Here is a 17104-nt window from a genome sequence, read left to right on the forward strand (position 1 = left end):
AGATGAGATTCGATAGTGCTATAATGAAAGGTAGCATGTGAAAATGCTAAAATTTTCAAGAGTATTAAGAGAGAAAGAGGAGGAGAATCGATTGAGAAAGATATGGGGGATTCTTTTTCTTTGCTTAACATTCATGTTAGTCGGATGTGGTAAAGAAGAAAAACCACAAGAAGCATTTGATACATATGCAAAAGCATGGAATAAACAAAAATTTGCAGAAATGTATGATCAATTATCAGAAAAGGCAAAAAAAGATATTTCAAAGAAAGAGTTCACTGAGAAATATGAAAAAATTTATTCTGGCATTGAAGTGAAAGACTTAAAAGTAGAAGCAGGAGAAGTAAAAGAAGATAAAAAAGATGAAGGTCCTGTTCCTTTTAAAGTAAGCATGGATACTGTTGGTGGTAAAATCAATTTTGCCCATGAAGCAAAAATGGTGAAAGAAAAGGATGGAGATAAAGAATCTTGGAAAATAGATTGGACTCCTGATTTTATATTCCCAGGTATGACGAAAGATAGTAAAGTGCGTATGCAAACGACAGAGCCGAAGCGCGGAGAAATATATGACCGTAACGGTAAATATCTTGCGGTAAATGGTAAAGCTTCTGAAATCGGATTGATTCCTGAAAAATTAGGGGATACAGCTCCGCAAACGAAAGAAACGGTAGCGAAGTTACTAAATATGTCTGTCGAAGAAATTGATCAAAAACTAGCAGCTAAATGGGTAAAACCAAATTACCTTGTACCAATTGGAATATTGCCTGAAGGAGCAACACAAAATACGTACATAGATTTACCTGGTGTTGCAACAAAACCAGTAAATGTTCGCTCATATCCATTAGGAGAAGAAGCCGCACATCTTACTGGCTATATTGGAAAAGTGAATGCTGAAGATTTAAAAACGTTACAAAAGAAAGGTTATCAAGCAGATGATCCAGTAGGTAAAGCCGGTTTAGAGCAAGTACTGGAAGAAAAGCTACGCGGTAAAAAAGGTGGTCGTGTCTTCGTAGAAGATGCACAAGGAAAAGAAATTAAAAATTTAGCAAAAACAGATGCTGTTGATGGAGAAAATGTAACTTTAACGATTGACAGTGCAGTTCAAAGCGAAATTTATAATGAAATGAAAAATGAGGTAGGATCAAGTGCAGCAATTAATCCAAAGACTGGAGAAACACTTGCACTTGTGAGCACACCAGCTTATAACCCAAATACCCTTACAAGAGGGGCGTCAAAAGCGCAACGTGATGCGGTAAATAATGATCCGAAAAAACCGATGACGAATCGATTTACACAATTATCAGTTCCAGGTTCTGTATTTAAGCCTATTACAGCAGCAATTGGTCTTGAAACGAAAACGATTGATCCAAAAGAAGAGTTAAAAATTGAAGGATTGAAATGGACAAAAGATTCTTCTTGGGGTAATTATTATGTAACGCGTGTAAAAGATGCAAATCCGATTGATTTTGATAAGGCGATGAAATACTCGGATAATATTTATTTCGCACAAGAAGCTTTGAAGATCGGGAAAGACAAATTTATGAGTGAAGCGAAAAAATTCGGATTCGATGAGAAATTACCAATTGAATATGGATTCCCAGCTTCTAAAATCGCAAATGATAGTATTAAAAATGATATTCAAATGGCAGACACAGGTTATGGACAAGGACAAGTATTAATGACGCCACTCCATCTAGCATTAACGTACGCACCAATTGTTAATGATGGAAACATACCTTCTCCATATATTATTAAAACAGATAAGCAACCAAAAGTTTGGAAAGAGAATGTAATTTCAAAAGGCAATCAGGATATATTAAAAACTGCTATGACGAAAGTAATTAATGATCCAGATGGTACTGGGAAAATTGCTAAAATTGATGGCATGACTCTTGCTGGAAAAACAGGTACAGCGGAATTAAAAGTATCAAAAGAGGCTGAAGGAAAAGAACTAGGCTGGTTCGCTGCATTTGATTTAAATTCACCAGATATGGTTATTACTATGATGATTGAAGATGTAAAAGGTAGAGGCGGAAGTAATATTCCAGCTGAAAAAGTAAAACATGTATTTCAAAAATAATATGTAATAAAAGGTTAGCTCTATAATTTGTAGAGCTAGCCTTTTTCTATGAAAGAATTCCTAATATCTATATACTGAATTTTAAGGAAACAAAATAAATCATTAACTTACGAAAAAAAAGTAGCTATTTTTTATTGACATCGAATGAAACTTTTTGTATTATACTTACATAAGGTAAGTTATTTACTTTCAAATTATAAATCTCAAATTAAAGATAAAATGTAGAAAAGGGAGAGAATACAATGACAAAAGTACTATTTATTACAGCAAATCCAAATTCAGCAGAAGGTTCTTTCGGAATGGCAGTAGGGGAAGCATTCATCGAAGCTTATAAAAACGAACATCCACAAGATGAAGTTGTAACAATTGATTTATTCAATACTACAGTACCAGCAATCGATGCAGATGTATTCGCTGCTTGGGGTAAATTTGCAGCAGGTGAAGGATTTGAAGCTTTAACTGAAGCTCAACAACAAAAAGTTGCAGCAATGAACACAAACTTAGAAACATTTATGAATGCAGATCGTTATGTATTTGTAACTCCAATGTGGAACTTTAGCTACCCACCAGTAGTAAAAGCATACTTAGACAACGTAGCAATCGCAGGTAAAACATTCAAATATACTGAAAATGGTCCAGTTGGCTTATTAGAAGGTAAAAAAGCACTTCACATTCAAGCAACAGGTGGCGTATATTCTGAAGGAGCATACGCAGCTGTAGACTTCGGACGCAATCACTTAAAAACTGTATTAGGATTTGTCGGTGTAAATGATACTGAATATATTGCAGTTGAAGGTATGAATGCAAACCCTGAAAAAGCACAAGAAATTAAAGAAGCAGCAATTGCTAATGCTCGTGAATTAGCAAAACGTTTCTAATCTATCATACTTAAAAATGTCCAAACACTTGTTGTTTGGACATTTTTTCTTCTTTTTCCTTCGTTTGTCTAGTATAATGAAGGTCGGAATGATAATAGGTGGGGGTTCTGTATGATTCAAACGTTTTTTAAAATCTTTTATTTAATTTTAATCGTAATTGCGATTACACCGAGAATGTGGCGTCTTAAAAGACAAGTAAATACGATGTCGCCACAAGAAAAAGATAATGCTGTGTACAAAACGACAAATTGGTTTGGTAAGAAAATGGTACATGTAGCTGGAGGAACAGTAGAAGTTAAAGGACTTGAAAATGTTCCGAAAGACAAGCCGGTACTAGTTGTAAGTAATCACCAGAGTAATATGGATATCCCTGTTTTACTAGGTTATTTAAATAAACCAATTGGCTTCGTTTCAAAGGCAGAGATTAAAAAGTTCCCAGTTGTACCAACTTGGATGGAACTTATGAATTGTGTATTTATGGATCGTAGCGATCGCCGCCAGTCACTTCAAGCGATTAAAGATGGGATTGAACTATTGAAGAATGGACATTCTATCGTAATTTTCCCTGAAGGAACGAGAAGTAAGGGTGGGGAAGTTGGAGAGTTTAAGGCTGGTAGTTTTCATCTTGCTGTAAAATCTGGTGTAGCAATCTTACCTGTAACATTAGATGGGACATATAAAATGTTTGAAGCAAATGGAAATCGTATGAAGCGAGCTCGTGCAACAGTAACAATTTCTAAGCCGATTACACCTGAAGAGTATGCGACTATGGATATTAAAGAGTTAACGAAGTATACACAGGATGTTATCGCATCACAATTACATAAGTAATAAAAAAGGTTTCAGCTTACATTAAGCTGAAACCTTTTTTATTATGCTGTAGGTAAGACGTAAAAGAGTACGCAGAAGAACATCATCGCACTACCACCTAATACGAAAAGATGCCAAATGGCATGGTTGAAAGGTAACTTTTCCCAAAGGAAGAATATAGCTCCTACAGAATATAAAATTCCACCTGCTAAAAGTAGTGAAAAACCATGTCCAGTTAGATTTTCATAAAGTGGTTTAATAGCAACGATTATGAGCCATCCCATTATGATATAACATAGCGTCGATGCCTTAATAAAGCGACGTACAAAGAAAATTTTGAAGATGATACCTCCGATTGCAAGGGTCCATATAATAGCAAGTAATGTCCATCCTAATGGGCCGCGGAGTGTAATAAGTAGAAAAGGAGTATACGTGCCAGCAATCAATAAGTAAATGGCTGAATGATCTAAAATAGTAAATATTTTTTCTACTTTAGGATGATGAATGCTATGTAACAATGTCGAAAACAAGTACAGTAAGAACATGCTTACACCGTAAACCGTAAATGCAACAACAGCAGATGCGGTACCGTGCTTAGAAGCATGAATAATCAATATGATTAAGGCAGGGATGCTTAAAATGGCACCGATACCATGTGTTATTGCATTTGCAATTTCTTCTTTTACAAATTGGGTCATTCGTGTCATTTTTTCAGTCATAATGGTAATCCTTTCTACTATTATAAAGTGAAACTTTAATCAGTGGGGGGGCATCCCCCCACTGATTTTCAGCCCTCACCAATCGGGCTTTTACGGGCAGCCCACCCCCACGTAACTTCTTTGCTTGCACTGAATTTTAAGGTGTGGTTCTTACTGCCCGTTAAAGCGGGATAAAATAATATGTCATTTCCCTTACCATATCATACACAAGAGCAATAGAAAATGAAATTTGTATAATTGATTATATTTTTGAATTTTTTTGACAAAAGGTAATGGTTTTGTTGACGTTTTCAAACTTTTTTGACAAAATAAAATTATGCAATAGTAGGACAAGGAATCTACTAATAAAGGGGATGGAGAAATGTTTTCAAATATTGGCTTTCCAGGATTAATTTTAATTTTAGTAGCTGTACTTATTTTATTTGGGCCGAAAAAATTGCCGGAAATCGGAAAGGCTTTAGGGGAAACGTTAAAAGAATTTAAAAAATCAACGAAAGAATTGACTGATGATGCATTTCAAGAGAAGGAAAAGAAAGAAAAAATGTAATGAATTTTCTTCGAAATGGATAAATAAAGTGTGGTGAACGAGATGGAAGATCGGGAAATGAGTGTAGTAGAACATATAGTTGAGCTTCGCAAACGAGTAATATATACCGTGTTATCCTTTGTACTATTTTTAATTGTTGGGTTTACTTTTACGAAGGATATTTATTTTTGGCTTGTAAAAGACTTACCAATGAAATTAACTGTTCTCGGTCCAAGTGATGTATTGTGGATTTTTTTCTCGATTGCTACAGTATTTGCTATCGTTTGTACAATTCCTTTTGCTGCTATACAAATTTGGTTATTTGTAAAACCGGGTTTACATGCAAATGAACAAAAGATGACGTTAATGTATATACCGGTATTGTCTATATTATTTATTGCAGGTTTATGCTTTGGATATTTTGTTGTAATGCCGTTTTTATTTCATTTTTTAACTACGATAGGTAATGAAATGTTTAATACGATGTTTACGACAGAAAAGTATTTTCATTTTGTTCTTAATTTAACAGTTCCATTTGCTGTAATTTTTGAATTGCCAGTAGTAGTAATGTTTTTAACGAGTATTGGACTATTGACGGCGGAATTTCTAATAAAAATAAGAAGATATGCTTACGTAGCATTGATTATCATTGCATCGTGTATATCACCGCCAGATTTTTTATCACATAGTTTAGTTGCGGTACCGCTTATTTGTATTTATGAAATTAGTATCGCTTTATCAAAGATTGTGAGTAAGCGAAAAAAGAAAAGAGAAGAAGAAATTCAGTCGAAAAGTGCCTCGTTATAAAGGCACTTTTTTTATTTATTTGTTATACTCTAGTTATAAACGTATACAATATAGAGAAGAAAAAAATTATAGAATCTCCAAAATTTAGACAAACTTTGCGCTTTTATAAGTTTATACTGAATATATTAAGCAATATACGGATAACGAGTCCTTATCTTATTAGGAATTTAGGGTGGGGGATGGATTAGGTGAAGATGAATAGAGTATAAATCTTCTAACCAAAAGGACTACAGAGATTGTCTAAGGATACTTTTGTATTCATGGGAGTCGCCACTTTAAACAACGTGTTACAGCGTAAAGTAGAAGAAGTTCAAAAATCCAATGAAAAAGAGGATTGATATTGTGATTACGAAAAGTTTTTATTTCACTCATTCAACAGGGGAGTGTATTAAAATATTTGAAATCCCTGTCCTACAAGCGCAGCATCCATTATCGTTTCTAATACAGTCTCGTCTTCAATTATTTATTGCAAAAATTCAAAAACAAAAACACCCAAGATTTTCGTATTCTTTCCGTGAATATTTACAAAATTGTTTGAAGTGGAATGATTATTTAAATGTATATAAAACAAATACTCTTGAAAAAAATGCATGATATAGAGTGGGGACAGGGTTAAGAGCTCTGTCTTTTTCATTTTAGATATAAAAATATAATTAATTTAATGAAATTTCGTTTCAAATTGTTGAAAGCAATGGGAATACTAGTATAATAACAAGGAGAGCGTATTGGAAAGGGAAGAATATAATATGCAAAAAATTAAAATTGTAACAGATTCAACGGCAGATTTATCACAAGAGGTAATTGAGAAGTATGACATCCATGTTCTACCATTATCAATCTCTGTAAATGGACAAACATATTTAGATCGCGTTGATCTACAACCAGATGAATTTATTGAAGAAATGATTAAATCAGAGGAACTACCAAAAACATCACAACCAGCAATGGGTACATTTGTAGAAATGTATGACAAGTTAGGGGAAGATGGAAGTGAAGTACTTTCCATTCATATGACAAGTGGAATGAGTGGTACTGTGGCAACTGCAAATAGTGCTGCATCAATGACCGACACAAAAGTAACAGTTGTTGATTCGCAATTTATTACACATGCTTTAGCATATCAAGTAGTTGAAGCTGCGAAAATGGTAAATGAAGGACGCTCACTAGAAGAAATTTTAAAACGTGTAGATGAAGTAAGGAAGAATACTCGATTATATGTAGTAGTAGATACATTAGAAAACTTAGTGAAGGGTGGGCGTATCGGTAAAGGAAAAGCGTTTATCGGTTCGCTACTTAATATAAAGCCAATTGCTAGCCTTGAAGATGGTGTTTATAACCCTGTAACGAAAGTGCGTAGCCAAGGTCAAATTGTAAAAACGTTAGCTAAGTTATTTGAGGAAGATACAGCTGGAAAAGTTGTAAAAGCTGTGGCAATTCCGCATGCGAAAGCAATTCCTTTAGCTGAAAATGTAAAAGCGGCTGTTGAAAAAGTAAGTGGATTTGCTAAATCAGAAATTTTCTTTACAACGCCTATTATTAGTACTCATACAGGTCCGGGTGCAATCGGATTTATGTATTTAGCAGAGTAATAAAAAAGCTACTTGAAATTTATTTCAAGTAGCTTTTTTATGTGAATAGAAAGTAAGAAATAAGAAGGGCTATACAGGCACTACCGCTAATGATATAGCGAGTCTGTAAATATTCATTCATAAAAAACACCCTTTATGATTTTCTATATTATATGTTGAATATAGAAAATCAGTAGTTACGTTATACATGTAATGTTTCAATTTTTTCATTCACTTTCTTATAATGTGTTTCACTATTATAAATGAAAGTTTGACCTAAAAAGAGTACATGCAGTTGTTCCCACGGTAACATACGTAAATTCCAATTATTTCGAAGCCTTGTTATTGCCTCGCGAGGTGTTTCATCAGCGAGTGCAAAAGCTCCGTAATGCATTGGTATAAAGTGTGTAGCATTTAAATCTAAATAAGCTTGCACTGCTTCTTCAGGTGAAACGTGAGATATTTTCATAAACCATTCTGGTTCATAAGCTCCAATTGGCATAAGGGCAACATCAATTGAAAAGCGTTTGCCAATTTCTTTGAAACCTTGGAAATAGCCACTGTCTCCACAAAAATAAATGGTTTCTTCCATATTGTCATTTTTAATAATCCATCCACCCCAGTGAGATGTGTTCATATCAAATAATGATCTTCTCGTCCAGTGCTGAGCAGGTACGAAGTGAAAGGAAACATCATCAATAGTCGTACTTTCCCACCATTTATACTCTTCTACATTATTGAATTTTTTACGAGTAAATAATTTTTTTAGCCCAATGGGTACTAAGTATAATACGTCATCATTAAGTTGGCGAAGTGTTGAAAAATCTAAATGATCATAATGACCATGTGAAATGAGGACAATATCAATTTTAGGTAGTTCTTGTATAGAAAGACCAGGTTCAGTAAGTCTTGAGATTAGCTTCAATTTATTGGCCCATACTGGATCCGTTAGTATATTAAGTCCATTCGTTTGGATAAGAAAAGTAGAATGCCCAATCCATGTGACAGTCGTTTTTTCAATATTACTTTGCAAAAATGCACTTTGTTTAACGGGTGATTGTTCTACTAAGAAAGAAAAATCTTTTTTGTTTTGCTTTCGTTCTTTACGCCAGCGTATAAAAGAGCGAATTGATTTTTTTGTACTCACATTATCCATATTTTCATAGCGCTTTGCCATGAACATCACCTCATTTAAAATCGTTGTAATTGTATTGTACCGAAATGTTGTTAAGGAATACAGTGTATAACATGGATGAATGTTTAAATAATTGTAAAAAAACAGGAAGGTGCATTTACAAAAATAACAATAGAATTAGTTTTGCGACGATTATTTAGAGAAATAATAGTAAAAAAATTATTTTGTCTAGTAATTCGCTTGAAATAAAGAAGTAACATACGTAAATTCGTACGATTTCGTGAACAAATGTAGTAAACAATTTTCTCGTAGTGTTAACTTTTGTTATGATAAACATAACCTATTTAAATTTAGGATAGAGAAAAGAGGTTTATAAATGAAGCGTTATCAAAAAGTAATTGGTCTTATGGTTGTATTTTGTCTCTTTGTACTTGCTGGATGTAGTGGATCAGGTTCAAAGCTTCGTAAACCATTGAATTGGGATTTAGAAACTTTCCAATTTACAAATCAAGATGGAAAGCCATTTGGTACAAAAGATTTAAAAGGGAAAGTTTGGGTTGCAGATTTTATGTTCACAAACTGTCAAACAGTTTGTCCGCCAATGACTGCTAATATGGCGAAATTGCAGAAAATGGCAAAGGAAGAGAAATTAGATGTTCAGTTTGTATCATTTAGCGTAGATCCTGACCTTGATAAGCCAGAAAACTTGAAAGCTTTTATTCAAAAGTTTACAGAAGATACTAGTAACTGGAACCTGTTAACAGGTTATTCGTTAGAAGATATTACAAAGTTTGCAAAAGATAATTTCCAAACACTTGTAGATAAACCTGAGAATGGTCAAGTTATGCATGGTACATCATTTTATTTAATTGATCAAAACGGAAAAGTAATGAAAAAGTATAATGGTATTAGTAATACGCCGTATGAGGACATTATACGTGATATGAAGCGATTAGCAGAATAAAAAGAAGGGTGCAGATTAAAGCACCCTTCTTTTTTTACATTAGTCTATGGATAAAATATCATGTTGCTGTGGAAGTTTTGGAGCCCGAATTTCTAACACGCCATTTTGATACGAAGCTTTTGCTGCTTTTTTATTAATGGAGTACGGTAATTTAATTAATCTGGATGCTTCTGAAATAGAACGTTCTCGGCGATAATAGTTATGGGATGTTTGCTCTTCTTCTTCCAGTATCTCTTCTTTTACAGAGACTTTTAAGTATTCATTTTGTATTTCAATTTGAATTTGTTCTTTTTGTATACCTGGTAGTTCAGCTGTAACAACGAGTTCTTCACCAGCTTCATATAAATCTACAGGGAATGTTAATAAACGATTTCCTTTTTGGAAAAAATGATTTAAATCAGCAATTACATTGCGAAGTGGTGTTTGCTCGAAGAAATCATCAATTTGCTTTAAATAATTGCGAACCGGTGGGCGAGAAGAGTCTTTTTTTTCTTCACTCATGGTATTCCCTCCTAGAAATCAATTTGCAATATCATATGACAAAAGCGGAGAAAGGTGATTGCCTAATTTTCATGTTTTCATAAAAAATTGTTAAAAATGTGAAATGGAGTGATTTTTTTATAGTTTTTGGTCGCCATATTCAGTTGATTATGCTAGTATAAATAGGGTTGATATAGTAGTATAGAGACAGAATGAAAACTGAAAGAGGGTAAGAAGTATGTGTGGTTTTGTAGGATGTTTATGTGAAAACCCTAGAGAGTTTTCAGAAACAGAAAAACATCAATTTGAAAATATGAACACGATGATTTTCCACCGTGGTCCAGATGACGAAGGATATTTTCGTGATGAGCATGTACAATTTGGCTTCCGCCGTTTAAGTATCATTGACTTAGAGGCAGGACATCAGCCGCTAACTTATGAAAATGATCGATATGTAATTATTTTTAATGGTGAAATTTACAACTATGTAGAATTACGTGAAATGTTACTTGAAAAAGGTGCAACGTTTGCAACGCAATCTGATACAGAAGTTATCATTGCATTGTATGCACATATGAAAGAAAAATGTGTAGACTACCTTCGTGGTATGTTTGCATTTATGATTTGGGATCGTGAAGAAAAGAAACTTTTCGGTGCACGTGACCACTTCGGTATTAAACCTTTATACATCGCACAACAAGGTGATACTACATTCTTCGCATCTGAGAAGAAAAGTATTATGCATGTGATGGAAGATAAAGGCGTTAACCCAACGTCTCTACAACATTACTTTACGTACCAATATGGTCCAGAGCCAGAAACATTAACAATTGATGTTAATAAAATCGAACCTGGTCATTATTTCGTAAAAGAAATCGGTAAAGAGATGGAAATCCATCGCTACTGGAAACCTTATTTCAATGCTTCAAGTGCAACGAAAGAGGAGCATATCCAAGCAATTCGTGATGTGTTATATGATTCAGTAAAAGTGCATATGCGCAGTGATGTACCAGTAGGTTCATTCTTATCTGGTGGTATCGATTCATCTATCATCGCTTCTATCGCAAGAGAAATGAATCCAAATCTTTTAACATTCTCTGTTGGTTTTGAGCAACGTGGTTTCAGTGAAGTTGATGTTGCGAAAGAAACTGCTGAGAAATTAGGTGTTAAAAACCATAACGTATTCATTTCAGCGAAAGAGTTTATGGATGAGTTCCCAAAAATCATTTGGCATATGGATGATCCTTTAGCAGATCCAGCAGCTGTACCGTTGTACTTCGTTGCAAAAGAAGCACGTAAGCATGTAACAGTTGTTCTTTCAGGCGAAGGTGCAGACGAGCTATTTGGTGGTTATAACATTTATCGTGAGCCAAACTCACTGAAAATGTTCTCTTACATTCCTAGCCCAGGTAAGAGCGTTCTAAAAGCACTAAGTGGTGCTCTTAAAGAAGGCTTTAAAGGAAAGAGCTTCCTAGAGCGTGGATGTACGCCAATTGAAGAGCGTTACTATGGAAACGCGAAAATCTTCCGTGAAGAAGAGAAAGCTGAATTAATGAAGTATTACAATGAAAGTGTTAACTATATGGATATCACGAAACCATTGTATAACGAAATTAAAGATTATGATGATGTAAGCAAAATGCAATACATTGACATGTTCACTTGGTTACGCGGTGACATTTTATTAAAAGCTGATAAAATGACAATGGCGAACTCATTAGAACTTCGCGTACCGTTCTTAGATAAAGAAGTATTCGATGTTGCATCTAAAATTCCAACTGAATTTAAGATTGCTAACGGAACTACGAAAGCTATTTTACGTGAAGCAGCACGCGGAATCGTTCCAGATCACGTATTAGATCGTAAAAAACTTGGATTCCCAGTACCAATTCGTCACTGGTTAAAAGACGAAATGCATGATTGGGCTATCAATATTATAAACGAGAGTAAAACAGAGCATTTAATCGACAAACAGTATGTATTAAACTTACTGGAAGCACATTGTGCAGATAAAGGCGATTATAGCCGTAAAATTTGGACTGTACTTGCGTTTATGGTATGGCATCAAATTTATGTTGAGCATAAATACGATACGAATAAGTTCCACGAAGAAACGAAACGTGCGTATAGCTTAGTTTAATTAGAAAAACCTTAAGATCGCATATGGTCTTAAGGTTTTTTTCATAAATAGGACGTATTATTGATACAATAATAGTAAAAGGATGGACAACATATGATTACGTTTGAAAAAGTAACTGTAGAAAATGAAAGCGTTGTTAAAGAAATGTTTTACTCACATAGTTTAAGTGAGAAACAGGTACAGTATTGTGTGAAAGTCGATGATACATATATTGGTGTAATAGATTATCGTGTTCAAGGGGAGACTGCGGTTTTATCTCAGTTAATTATTCACTCTGATTATCAAAGTTACGGTTATGGGACAAATACGTATTTTACATTTGAAATGATGATGAAAGAAAGAAATGTGAAAGAGATAAAGGTATTACAAACGGAATTAACAGAACAAGCGAAATCTTTCATAGAGAGCTTTGGATTTAATGGGGAAGACGGAATATATGTGAAGAAAATATAACGATGAGTAGTTATGCGGGATAAATATAAGGCAGGTGGGTGTATGACGATGACTTCTGGTCTTGTATTAATTGGAGGATGTTTTTTAGTAGCGGAGCTAAGCCATATGCTTATTCGAAAAAGAATGAATAAGAAGAGAAAGCCATATGAATTACAATATGCCCCAGTGTTTTTCCTTTTGTTTTGTATGCTACTTACATTACAAAACATAACGAACTTTCCACCGCTGTTAAATATTTTTTTGAAGTTTGGTTTGCTGTATAGTACCACTGGAATAGCCTTTTTATTTCTTTTATTTTGCATACGTTATATTCACTATCAATCGTATATATTTATTTTAAATTGGTTAAAACAAAATGATAGAAACCGCCTTACATAAGGCGGTTTTTTAATTTGTAATTGTAATGGCTTTGTATATAAAACTCAAAATTCCATTGAAATTTATAAAAATGATTAGAGGATTTAACATATTATCTGTTTTTAGTATGTGGTACTATATATTCTTAATCTGTAACGTAAGTGGGTGTATAAATTGGAAATGTTAATCAACTAGTTTGTCTCGCTTTAATCGGCAGTAAGACCCACACCTCAAAATTCAACGAAAGCAAAGAAGTTAGATGGGGATTGGGCTGCCCATAAAAGTCCGATTGGTTAGGGCTGATTAAAGTTTCACTTTATATGAAGTGCTAAAAAATAGCAGAATTAAATTTTAGGGAGGTATCGTGTTTGTATGTTTAATATTGATATGTTATTTCTTGAATGGATGATCAGTCTGGAGGGAAGTGTACTTACAGCATTTTTTAAACTTGTATCTATTATTGCAAATGAAACATTATATTTAATTGTTATTTCAATTTCGTATTGGTGCGTTTCTAAAAGAAAAGCATTTCATATGATTGTTATGCTTTGTTTCTCTGGATATATAGGGATAGTGATAAAAGAATTTATGAAAATTCCGCGACCGTATACATACGATGGAATTCAATCTTTATATGAAAAATCAGCTGCAAGTTATTCTTTCCCAAGTACACACGTGCAGTTAGCAACAACGTTTTGGGGTTCATTTATGATTTTATGTAAAAAGAGAATCATTTGGATGATTGGTATTGTTTTTATTATATTAGTTTCTATTTCTCGTCTATATTTACGTGTACATTGGCTCAGTGATATAATAGGTGCCGTTTTATTTAGTGTCATAGTTGTTTATTTATATACGAAGGTAACAATGGGATTAAGTGATAGGAAATTTATATTGTTACAACGAATTATATTGGCTGTTTCACTCATTATGTATGTTATGACAAGCCAAGTAGATAATCTTAAATTACTAGGAGTTTTGACAGGTTCTACGATTGGTATCATGTTAGAGAATCATTTTATTAATATGAATGAAAGTAATGATTTTAAAATGCAAGTGGTAAAAACAGTATTGGGTCTTAGTATTTTGTTAGTGGTACAGCTCCTATTAAAAAAAGTCATACCTGATATGTATTATTTACGTTATGTATTGACTGGATTTACAATTACTTTCTTATGTCCATTTATGTTTCACATGTTACGAATAAAAAATGTGAGTAGCAAATAAATATAAAAATAGTTTGAATAAAAATGAGGTCTAAATTATATATATTGAAAAAGTTTTCTGATATATCTATTGACAATGTATGAGATATACATTAATCTTTAAGATGTAAATGATAATCAATTTCAACTAGGAGGACTTATGACACGCACTAAAAATATGCTTATATTTTGCATTATGCTACTAACAATCATAATCGCAGGGTGTAGTAAAGAAGAGAAGAAAGAAAATGATACATCAGCTAAAGCGAAAGATTCGTATACGATAAAACATGCAATGGGCGAAACGACAGTAAATGGTACGCCAAAAAGAGTTGTGGTTTTAACAAATGAGGGCGCTGAGGCACTTTTATCTGTTGGAGTAACGCCGGTTGGAACGACGAAACCACGAGCTGGTGATGAATGGTATCCTCATTTAGCGAAAGAGTTAAAAAATACGAAAGTAGTAGGAACTGAGCGTGACATTAATTTAGAAGCAGTAATGAAGCTTCAGCCGGATTTAATTATCGGAAATAAAATGCGTCACGAAAAAATATACGAACAATTAAAAGAAATCGCGCCAACAGTATATGCTGAAACATTACGCGGTGATTGGAAAGAAAACTTTACACTTTATACGAAAGCTGTAAATAAAGAAAGAGAAGGGCAAAATGCTCTTAATGATTATAAAAAGCGTATTGCAGGAATAAAAGAAAAATTAGGTGATAAAGTTAACTCTAAAGTTTCTATTATTCGTTTCGTCCCTGGTGACGTTCGTATTTATCAAAAAAATTCATTCTCAGGTGTTGTATTAAATGATATTGGATTTAAACGACCACCATTACAAGATAAAGATGAATTTGCAATTAAAGGAATTACAAAAGAGCAAATTCCAAATATGGACGGGGATTATTTATTCTATTTCACATCTGATAAAGACGCGGATAAGAATAATGAAGGAAATACATTAGCAAAAGAATGGACAGAAGATCCACTCTTTAAACAACTGCAGGCTTCTAAAGAGAATAAAGTATTCCAAGTAGATGAAGTGATTTGGAATACAGCAGGTGGTATTGTAGCTGCAAATCTTATGTTAGATGATATTGAAAAATATTTTCTGAAGTAAATAAAAATTGCATCACTTTAAATAGGTGATGCAATTTTTATTTTGTTAAAATACAGAAAATTCCTTCTTTTGATCGTGCATAAGTTGTACAATTAAAACAATCATGAAATAAAGGAGTGGGAATAAATGAAAGCTACTCATAAAGATTGGATTTTATTTAACGGAAGAATTGTAAATACGAAGGAAGAACAGCCGATGATTCCATTAGAGGAGAGAGGCTTTCAATTTGGTGATGGTATATACGAGGTATTCAGACTATATGATGGGAAGCCACATTTATTAGATTTACATTTAGAACGATTCTTTCATTCTATGGAAGAAATAAAATTAATTCCACCGTTTACTAAGGAAGAGTTAATGGAAGAGTTATATCAAATGATTGAAAAAAATAAATTTCAAGAAGATGGGAATGTATATTTGCAAATATCAAGAGGGGCTCAAGCACGTAATCATGTATATGAGTCAAATATGCAACCAACATATTTTGCAAACATTGTTTCTTTTCCACGACCAATTGCTTCTATGGAACGAGGAATAAAAGTTACTGTAGAAGAGGATATACGCTGGAAGTTCTGTCATATAAAATCCTTAAACCTGCTACCTAATATTATGATTAAAAATAAAATAAACGAACAAGGCTATCAAGAAGCGATATTAGTACGAGATGGAATTGTAACGGAAGGGTGTCATTCAAATTTCTTTATGGTGAAAAATAATAAATTGATTACACATCCGGCTGACAATTTCATTCTACACGGCATTACACGTCACTATGTTATTACATTAGCGAAAGAGTTACATATTGAAGTAGAAGAAAGAGAATTTCCACTTCAAGAAGTGTATGAGGCCGACGAATGCTTCTTCACAGCGACGCCACTTGAAATATTCCCAGTCGTTCAAATTGGTGACGAGCAGTTCGGGAACGGCGAAAGAGGACCGATTACAAAGAAACTCCAAGTTGCATATGAAGAAAGTATTCGTTTGTTTAAAGTTACGAACTAATATTGAAGAAAAAAGCTGGTATTACTCCAGCTTTTTTTCATGATATAATTCAAGGATAGGACAAGATTTGAAAACGCTGTAAAAAGGGGATTTAATGTATGAATTATGAAGATTTTAAAGAAGTAATTCACGGTAGACGAAGTGTTAGAAAGTTCACAGAACAAGAAGTATCCACTAGTGATATAAAAGAAATTATTGATTGTGCTCGTTATGCACCGAGTGATACGAACTCACAAACTTGGGAGTTCTTGGTCATTATGAACCGAGAGAAAATTAAAGAAATTGAACAAATGACATGGGATGCATTACATAAACTTGCGGCAAAAGCGGCAGAAACCGGAGAAGAGAAAGCAGGGAAATTACTTACACGTTCTTTTGGACCATATGCAACAGCTTTCTCGGAGGCACCAGTATTAATCGTATGTTTGGCAACGCCATATGAATCAAAGTTTCGTGAAAAGATATTTGATCCGATTGCTTTTGTTCCAGATTCAGTTTGGGAAGAAGAAGGAATTAAGAGCAGCTGTTTAGCGGCACAAAACTTAATGTTAGCTGCACATGCGAAGGGGCTTGGTACATGCCCAATGACAGGACCGGTATTGTTAGCTCAAGATGAACTACGACAATATTTACAAATTGAGCCTGAAAAGCAAATAAATATGGTTATATCACTCGGTTTTCCGAAAGATAAGCCGAAGAAACTTCCAAGAAAAGAAGTAGATGAGATTACAACATTTGTTTTTTAAAGCTCAAAATAAAAGGACATTGAATAAACAATGTCTTTTTATTTTGGATAGGTATGTAATTAATCTGTTAGGCTAAAATGATAGATAAGAGGGAATTACTATTTATTTCATAAA

General features: G+C 33.7%; 18 protein-coding genes. 15 read left to right on the forward strand and 3 right to left on the reverse strand.

The window, feature by feature from the left end; genetic code table 11:
• Positions 1-91 precede the first annotated feature (91 nt).
• The 3 genes from pbpC (at position 92) to PSR14_RS11810 (ending at position 3786) form a co-directional block, all read left to right on the forward strand.
• Positions 92-2077 (forward strand): penicillin-binding protein 3, encoded by a 1986-nt coding sequence (pbpC, locus tag PSR14_RS11800; protein WP_001227208.1) that lies wholly within the window; start codon positions 92-94, stop codon positions 2075-2077.
• Between the two features lie 242 nt (positions 2078-2319).
• On the forward strand, positions 2320-2955 hold the full coding sequence (locus PSR14_RS11805) for an FMN-dependent NADH-azoreductase (RefSeq protein ID WP_000170021.1): 636 nt from the start codon (positions 2320-2322) through the stop codon (positions 2953-2955).
• 111 nt (positions 2956-3066) lie between these two features.
• Positions 3067-3786: a 1-acyl-sn-glycerol-3-phosphate acyltransferase gene (locus PSR14_RS11810; protein ID WP_000616583.1), complete on the forward strand. Its 720-nt coding sequence runs from the start codon at positions 3067-3069 to the stop codon at positions 3784-3786.
• Between the two features lie 41 nt (positions 3787-3827).
• Here PSR14_RS11810 and PSR14_RS11815 read toward each other — a convergent pair whose 3' ends face one another.
• Positions 3828-4484, reverse strand: a complete 657-nt coding sequence (locus PSR14_RS11815) for a hemolysin III family protein (protein ID WP_000136887.1) — start codon at positions 4482-4484, stop codon at positions 3828-3830.
• A gap of 361 nt (positions 4485-4845) precedes the next feature.
• Here PSR14_RS11815 and PSR14_RS11820 point away from each other — a divergent pair, with 361 nt between their 5' ends.
• The 4 genes from PSR14_RS11820 (at position 4846) to PSR14_RS11835 (ending at position 7406) form a co-directional block, all read left to right on the forward strand.
• Positions 4846-5031 (forward strand): twin-arginine translocase TatA/TatE family subunit, encoded by a 186-nt coding sequence (locus PSR14_RS11820; RefSeq protein ID WP_000492443.1) that lies wholly within the window; start codon positions 4846-4848, stop codon positions 5029-5031.
• 42 nt (positions 5032-5073) lie between these two features.
• The gene (gene tatC / locus PSR14_RS11825; protein WP_000390137.1) at positions 5074-5817 is read left to right on the forward strand and encodes a twin-arginine translocase subunit TatC; all 744 of its coding nucleotides are present in this window, start codon (positions 5074-5076) and stop codon (positions 5815-5817) included.
• Between the two features lie 342 nt (positions 5818-6159).
• Positions 6160-6411 carry a DUF2535 family protein gene (locus tag PSR14_RS11830; protein WP_000629015.1) on the forward strand — a complete coding sequence of 84 codons (252 nt, stop codon included), beginning with the start codon at positions 6160-6162 and terminating at the stop codon, positions 6409-6411.
• A 152-nt stretch (positions 6412-6563) separates the two neighbouring features.
• The gene (locus PSR14_RS11835; protein ID WP_073540731.1) at positions 6564-7406 is read left to right on the forward strand and encodes a DegV family protein; all 843 of its coding nucleotides are present in this window, start codon (positions 6564-6566) and stop codon (positions 7404-7406) included.
• A gap of 181 nt (positions 7407-7587) precedes the next feature.
• Here the strand turns inward: PSR14_RS11835 and PSR14_RS11840 are convergent, their stop codons facing one another.
• Positions 7588-8562 carry an MBL fold metallo-hydrolase gene (locus PSR14_RS11840; RefSeq protein WP_073540587.1) on the reverse strand — a complete coding sequence of 325 codons (975 nt, stop codon included), beginning with the start codon at positions 8560-8562 and terminating at the stop codon, positions 7588-7590.
• 334 nt (positions 8563-8896) lie between these two features.
• Here PSR14_RS11840 and PSR14_RS11845 point away from each other — a divergent pair, with 334 nt between their 5' ends.
• Positions 8897-9484 (forward strand): SCO family protein, encoded by a 588-nt coding sequence (locus tag PSR14_RS11845; RefSeq protein WP_000833352.1) that lies wholly within the window; start codon positions 8897-8899, stop codon positions 9482-9484.
• Between the two features lie 39 nt (positions 9485-9523).
• On the opposite strand, the gene PSR14_RS11850 is transcribed toward PSR14_RS11845, so the two are convergent.
• Positions 9524-9985 carry an Hsp20/alpha crystallin family protein gene (locus PSR14_RS11850; RefSeq protein ID WP_073540589.1) on the reverse strand — a complete coding sequence of 154 codons (462 nt, stop codon included), beginning with the start codon at positions 9983-9985 and terminating at the stop codon, positions 9524-9526.
• Positions 9986-10202: 217 nt separating this feature from the next.
• Here PSR14_RS11850 and asnB point away from each other — a divergent pair, with 217 nt between their 5' ends.
• The 7 genes from asnB (at position 10203) to PSR14_RS11885 (ending at position 16990) form a co-directional block, all read left to right on the forward strand.
• The gene (gene asnB, locus PSR14_RS11855) at positions 10203-12104 is read left to right on the forward strand and encodes an asparagine synthase (glutamine-hydrolyzing) (protein ID WP_000333816.1); all 1902 of its coding nucleotides are present in this window, start codon (positions 10203-10205) and stop codon (positions 12102-12104) included.
• 93 nt (positions 12105-12197) lie between these two features.
• Positions 12198-12557 carry a GNAT family N-acetyltransferase gene (locus PSR14_RS11860; protein WP_000627528.1) on the forward strand — a complete coding sequence of 120 codons (360 nt, stop codon included), beginning with the start codon at positions 12198-12200 and terminating at the stop codon, positions 12555-12557.
• A gap of 48 nt (positions 12558-12605) precedes the next feature.
• Complete coding sequence (locus PSR14_RS11865) at positions 12606-12935, forward strand: hypothetical protein (protein WP_000200475.1); 330 nt, start codon at positions 12606-12608, stop codon at positions 12933-12935.
• A gap of 351 nt (positions 12936-13286) precedes the next feature.
• Entirely contained in the window at positions 13287-14141 is an 855-nt protein-coding gene (locus tag PSR14_RS11870; protein WP_000481801.1) for a phosphatase PAP2 family protein, read from the forward strand.
• Positions 14142-14279: 138 nt separating this feature from the next.
• Positions 14280-15242 carry an ABC transporter substrate-binding protein gene (locus PSR14_RS11875; RefSeq protein ID WP_000198726.1) on the forward strand — a complete coding sequence of 321 codons (963 nt, stop codon included), beginning with the start codon at positions 14280-14282 and terminating at the stop codon, positions 15240-15242.
• 126 nt (positions 15243-15368) lie between these two features.
• Entirely contained in the window at positions 15369-16244 is an 876-nt protein-coding gene (gene dat, locus PSR14_RS11880; protein WP_073540591.1) for a D-amino-acid transaminase, read from the forward strand.
• Positions 16245-16342: 98 nt separating this feature from the next.
• Positions 16343-16990, forward strand: coding sequence for a nitroreductase family protein (locus PSR14_RS11885; protein ID WP_001105307.1), 648 nt, complete (start codon positions 16343-16345; stop codon positions 16988-16990).
• The last annotated feature ends 114 nt before the right edge of the window (positions 16991-17104 follow it).

Origin of the sequence: Bacillus sp. A01H (assembly GCF_045277205.1) — a bacterium.
GTDB classification, from domain to species: domain Bacteria; phylum Bacillota; class Bacilli; order Bacillales; family Bacillaceae_G; genus Bacillus_A; species Bacillus_A paranthracis.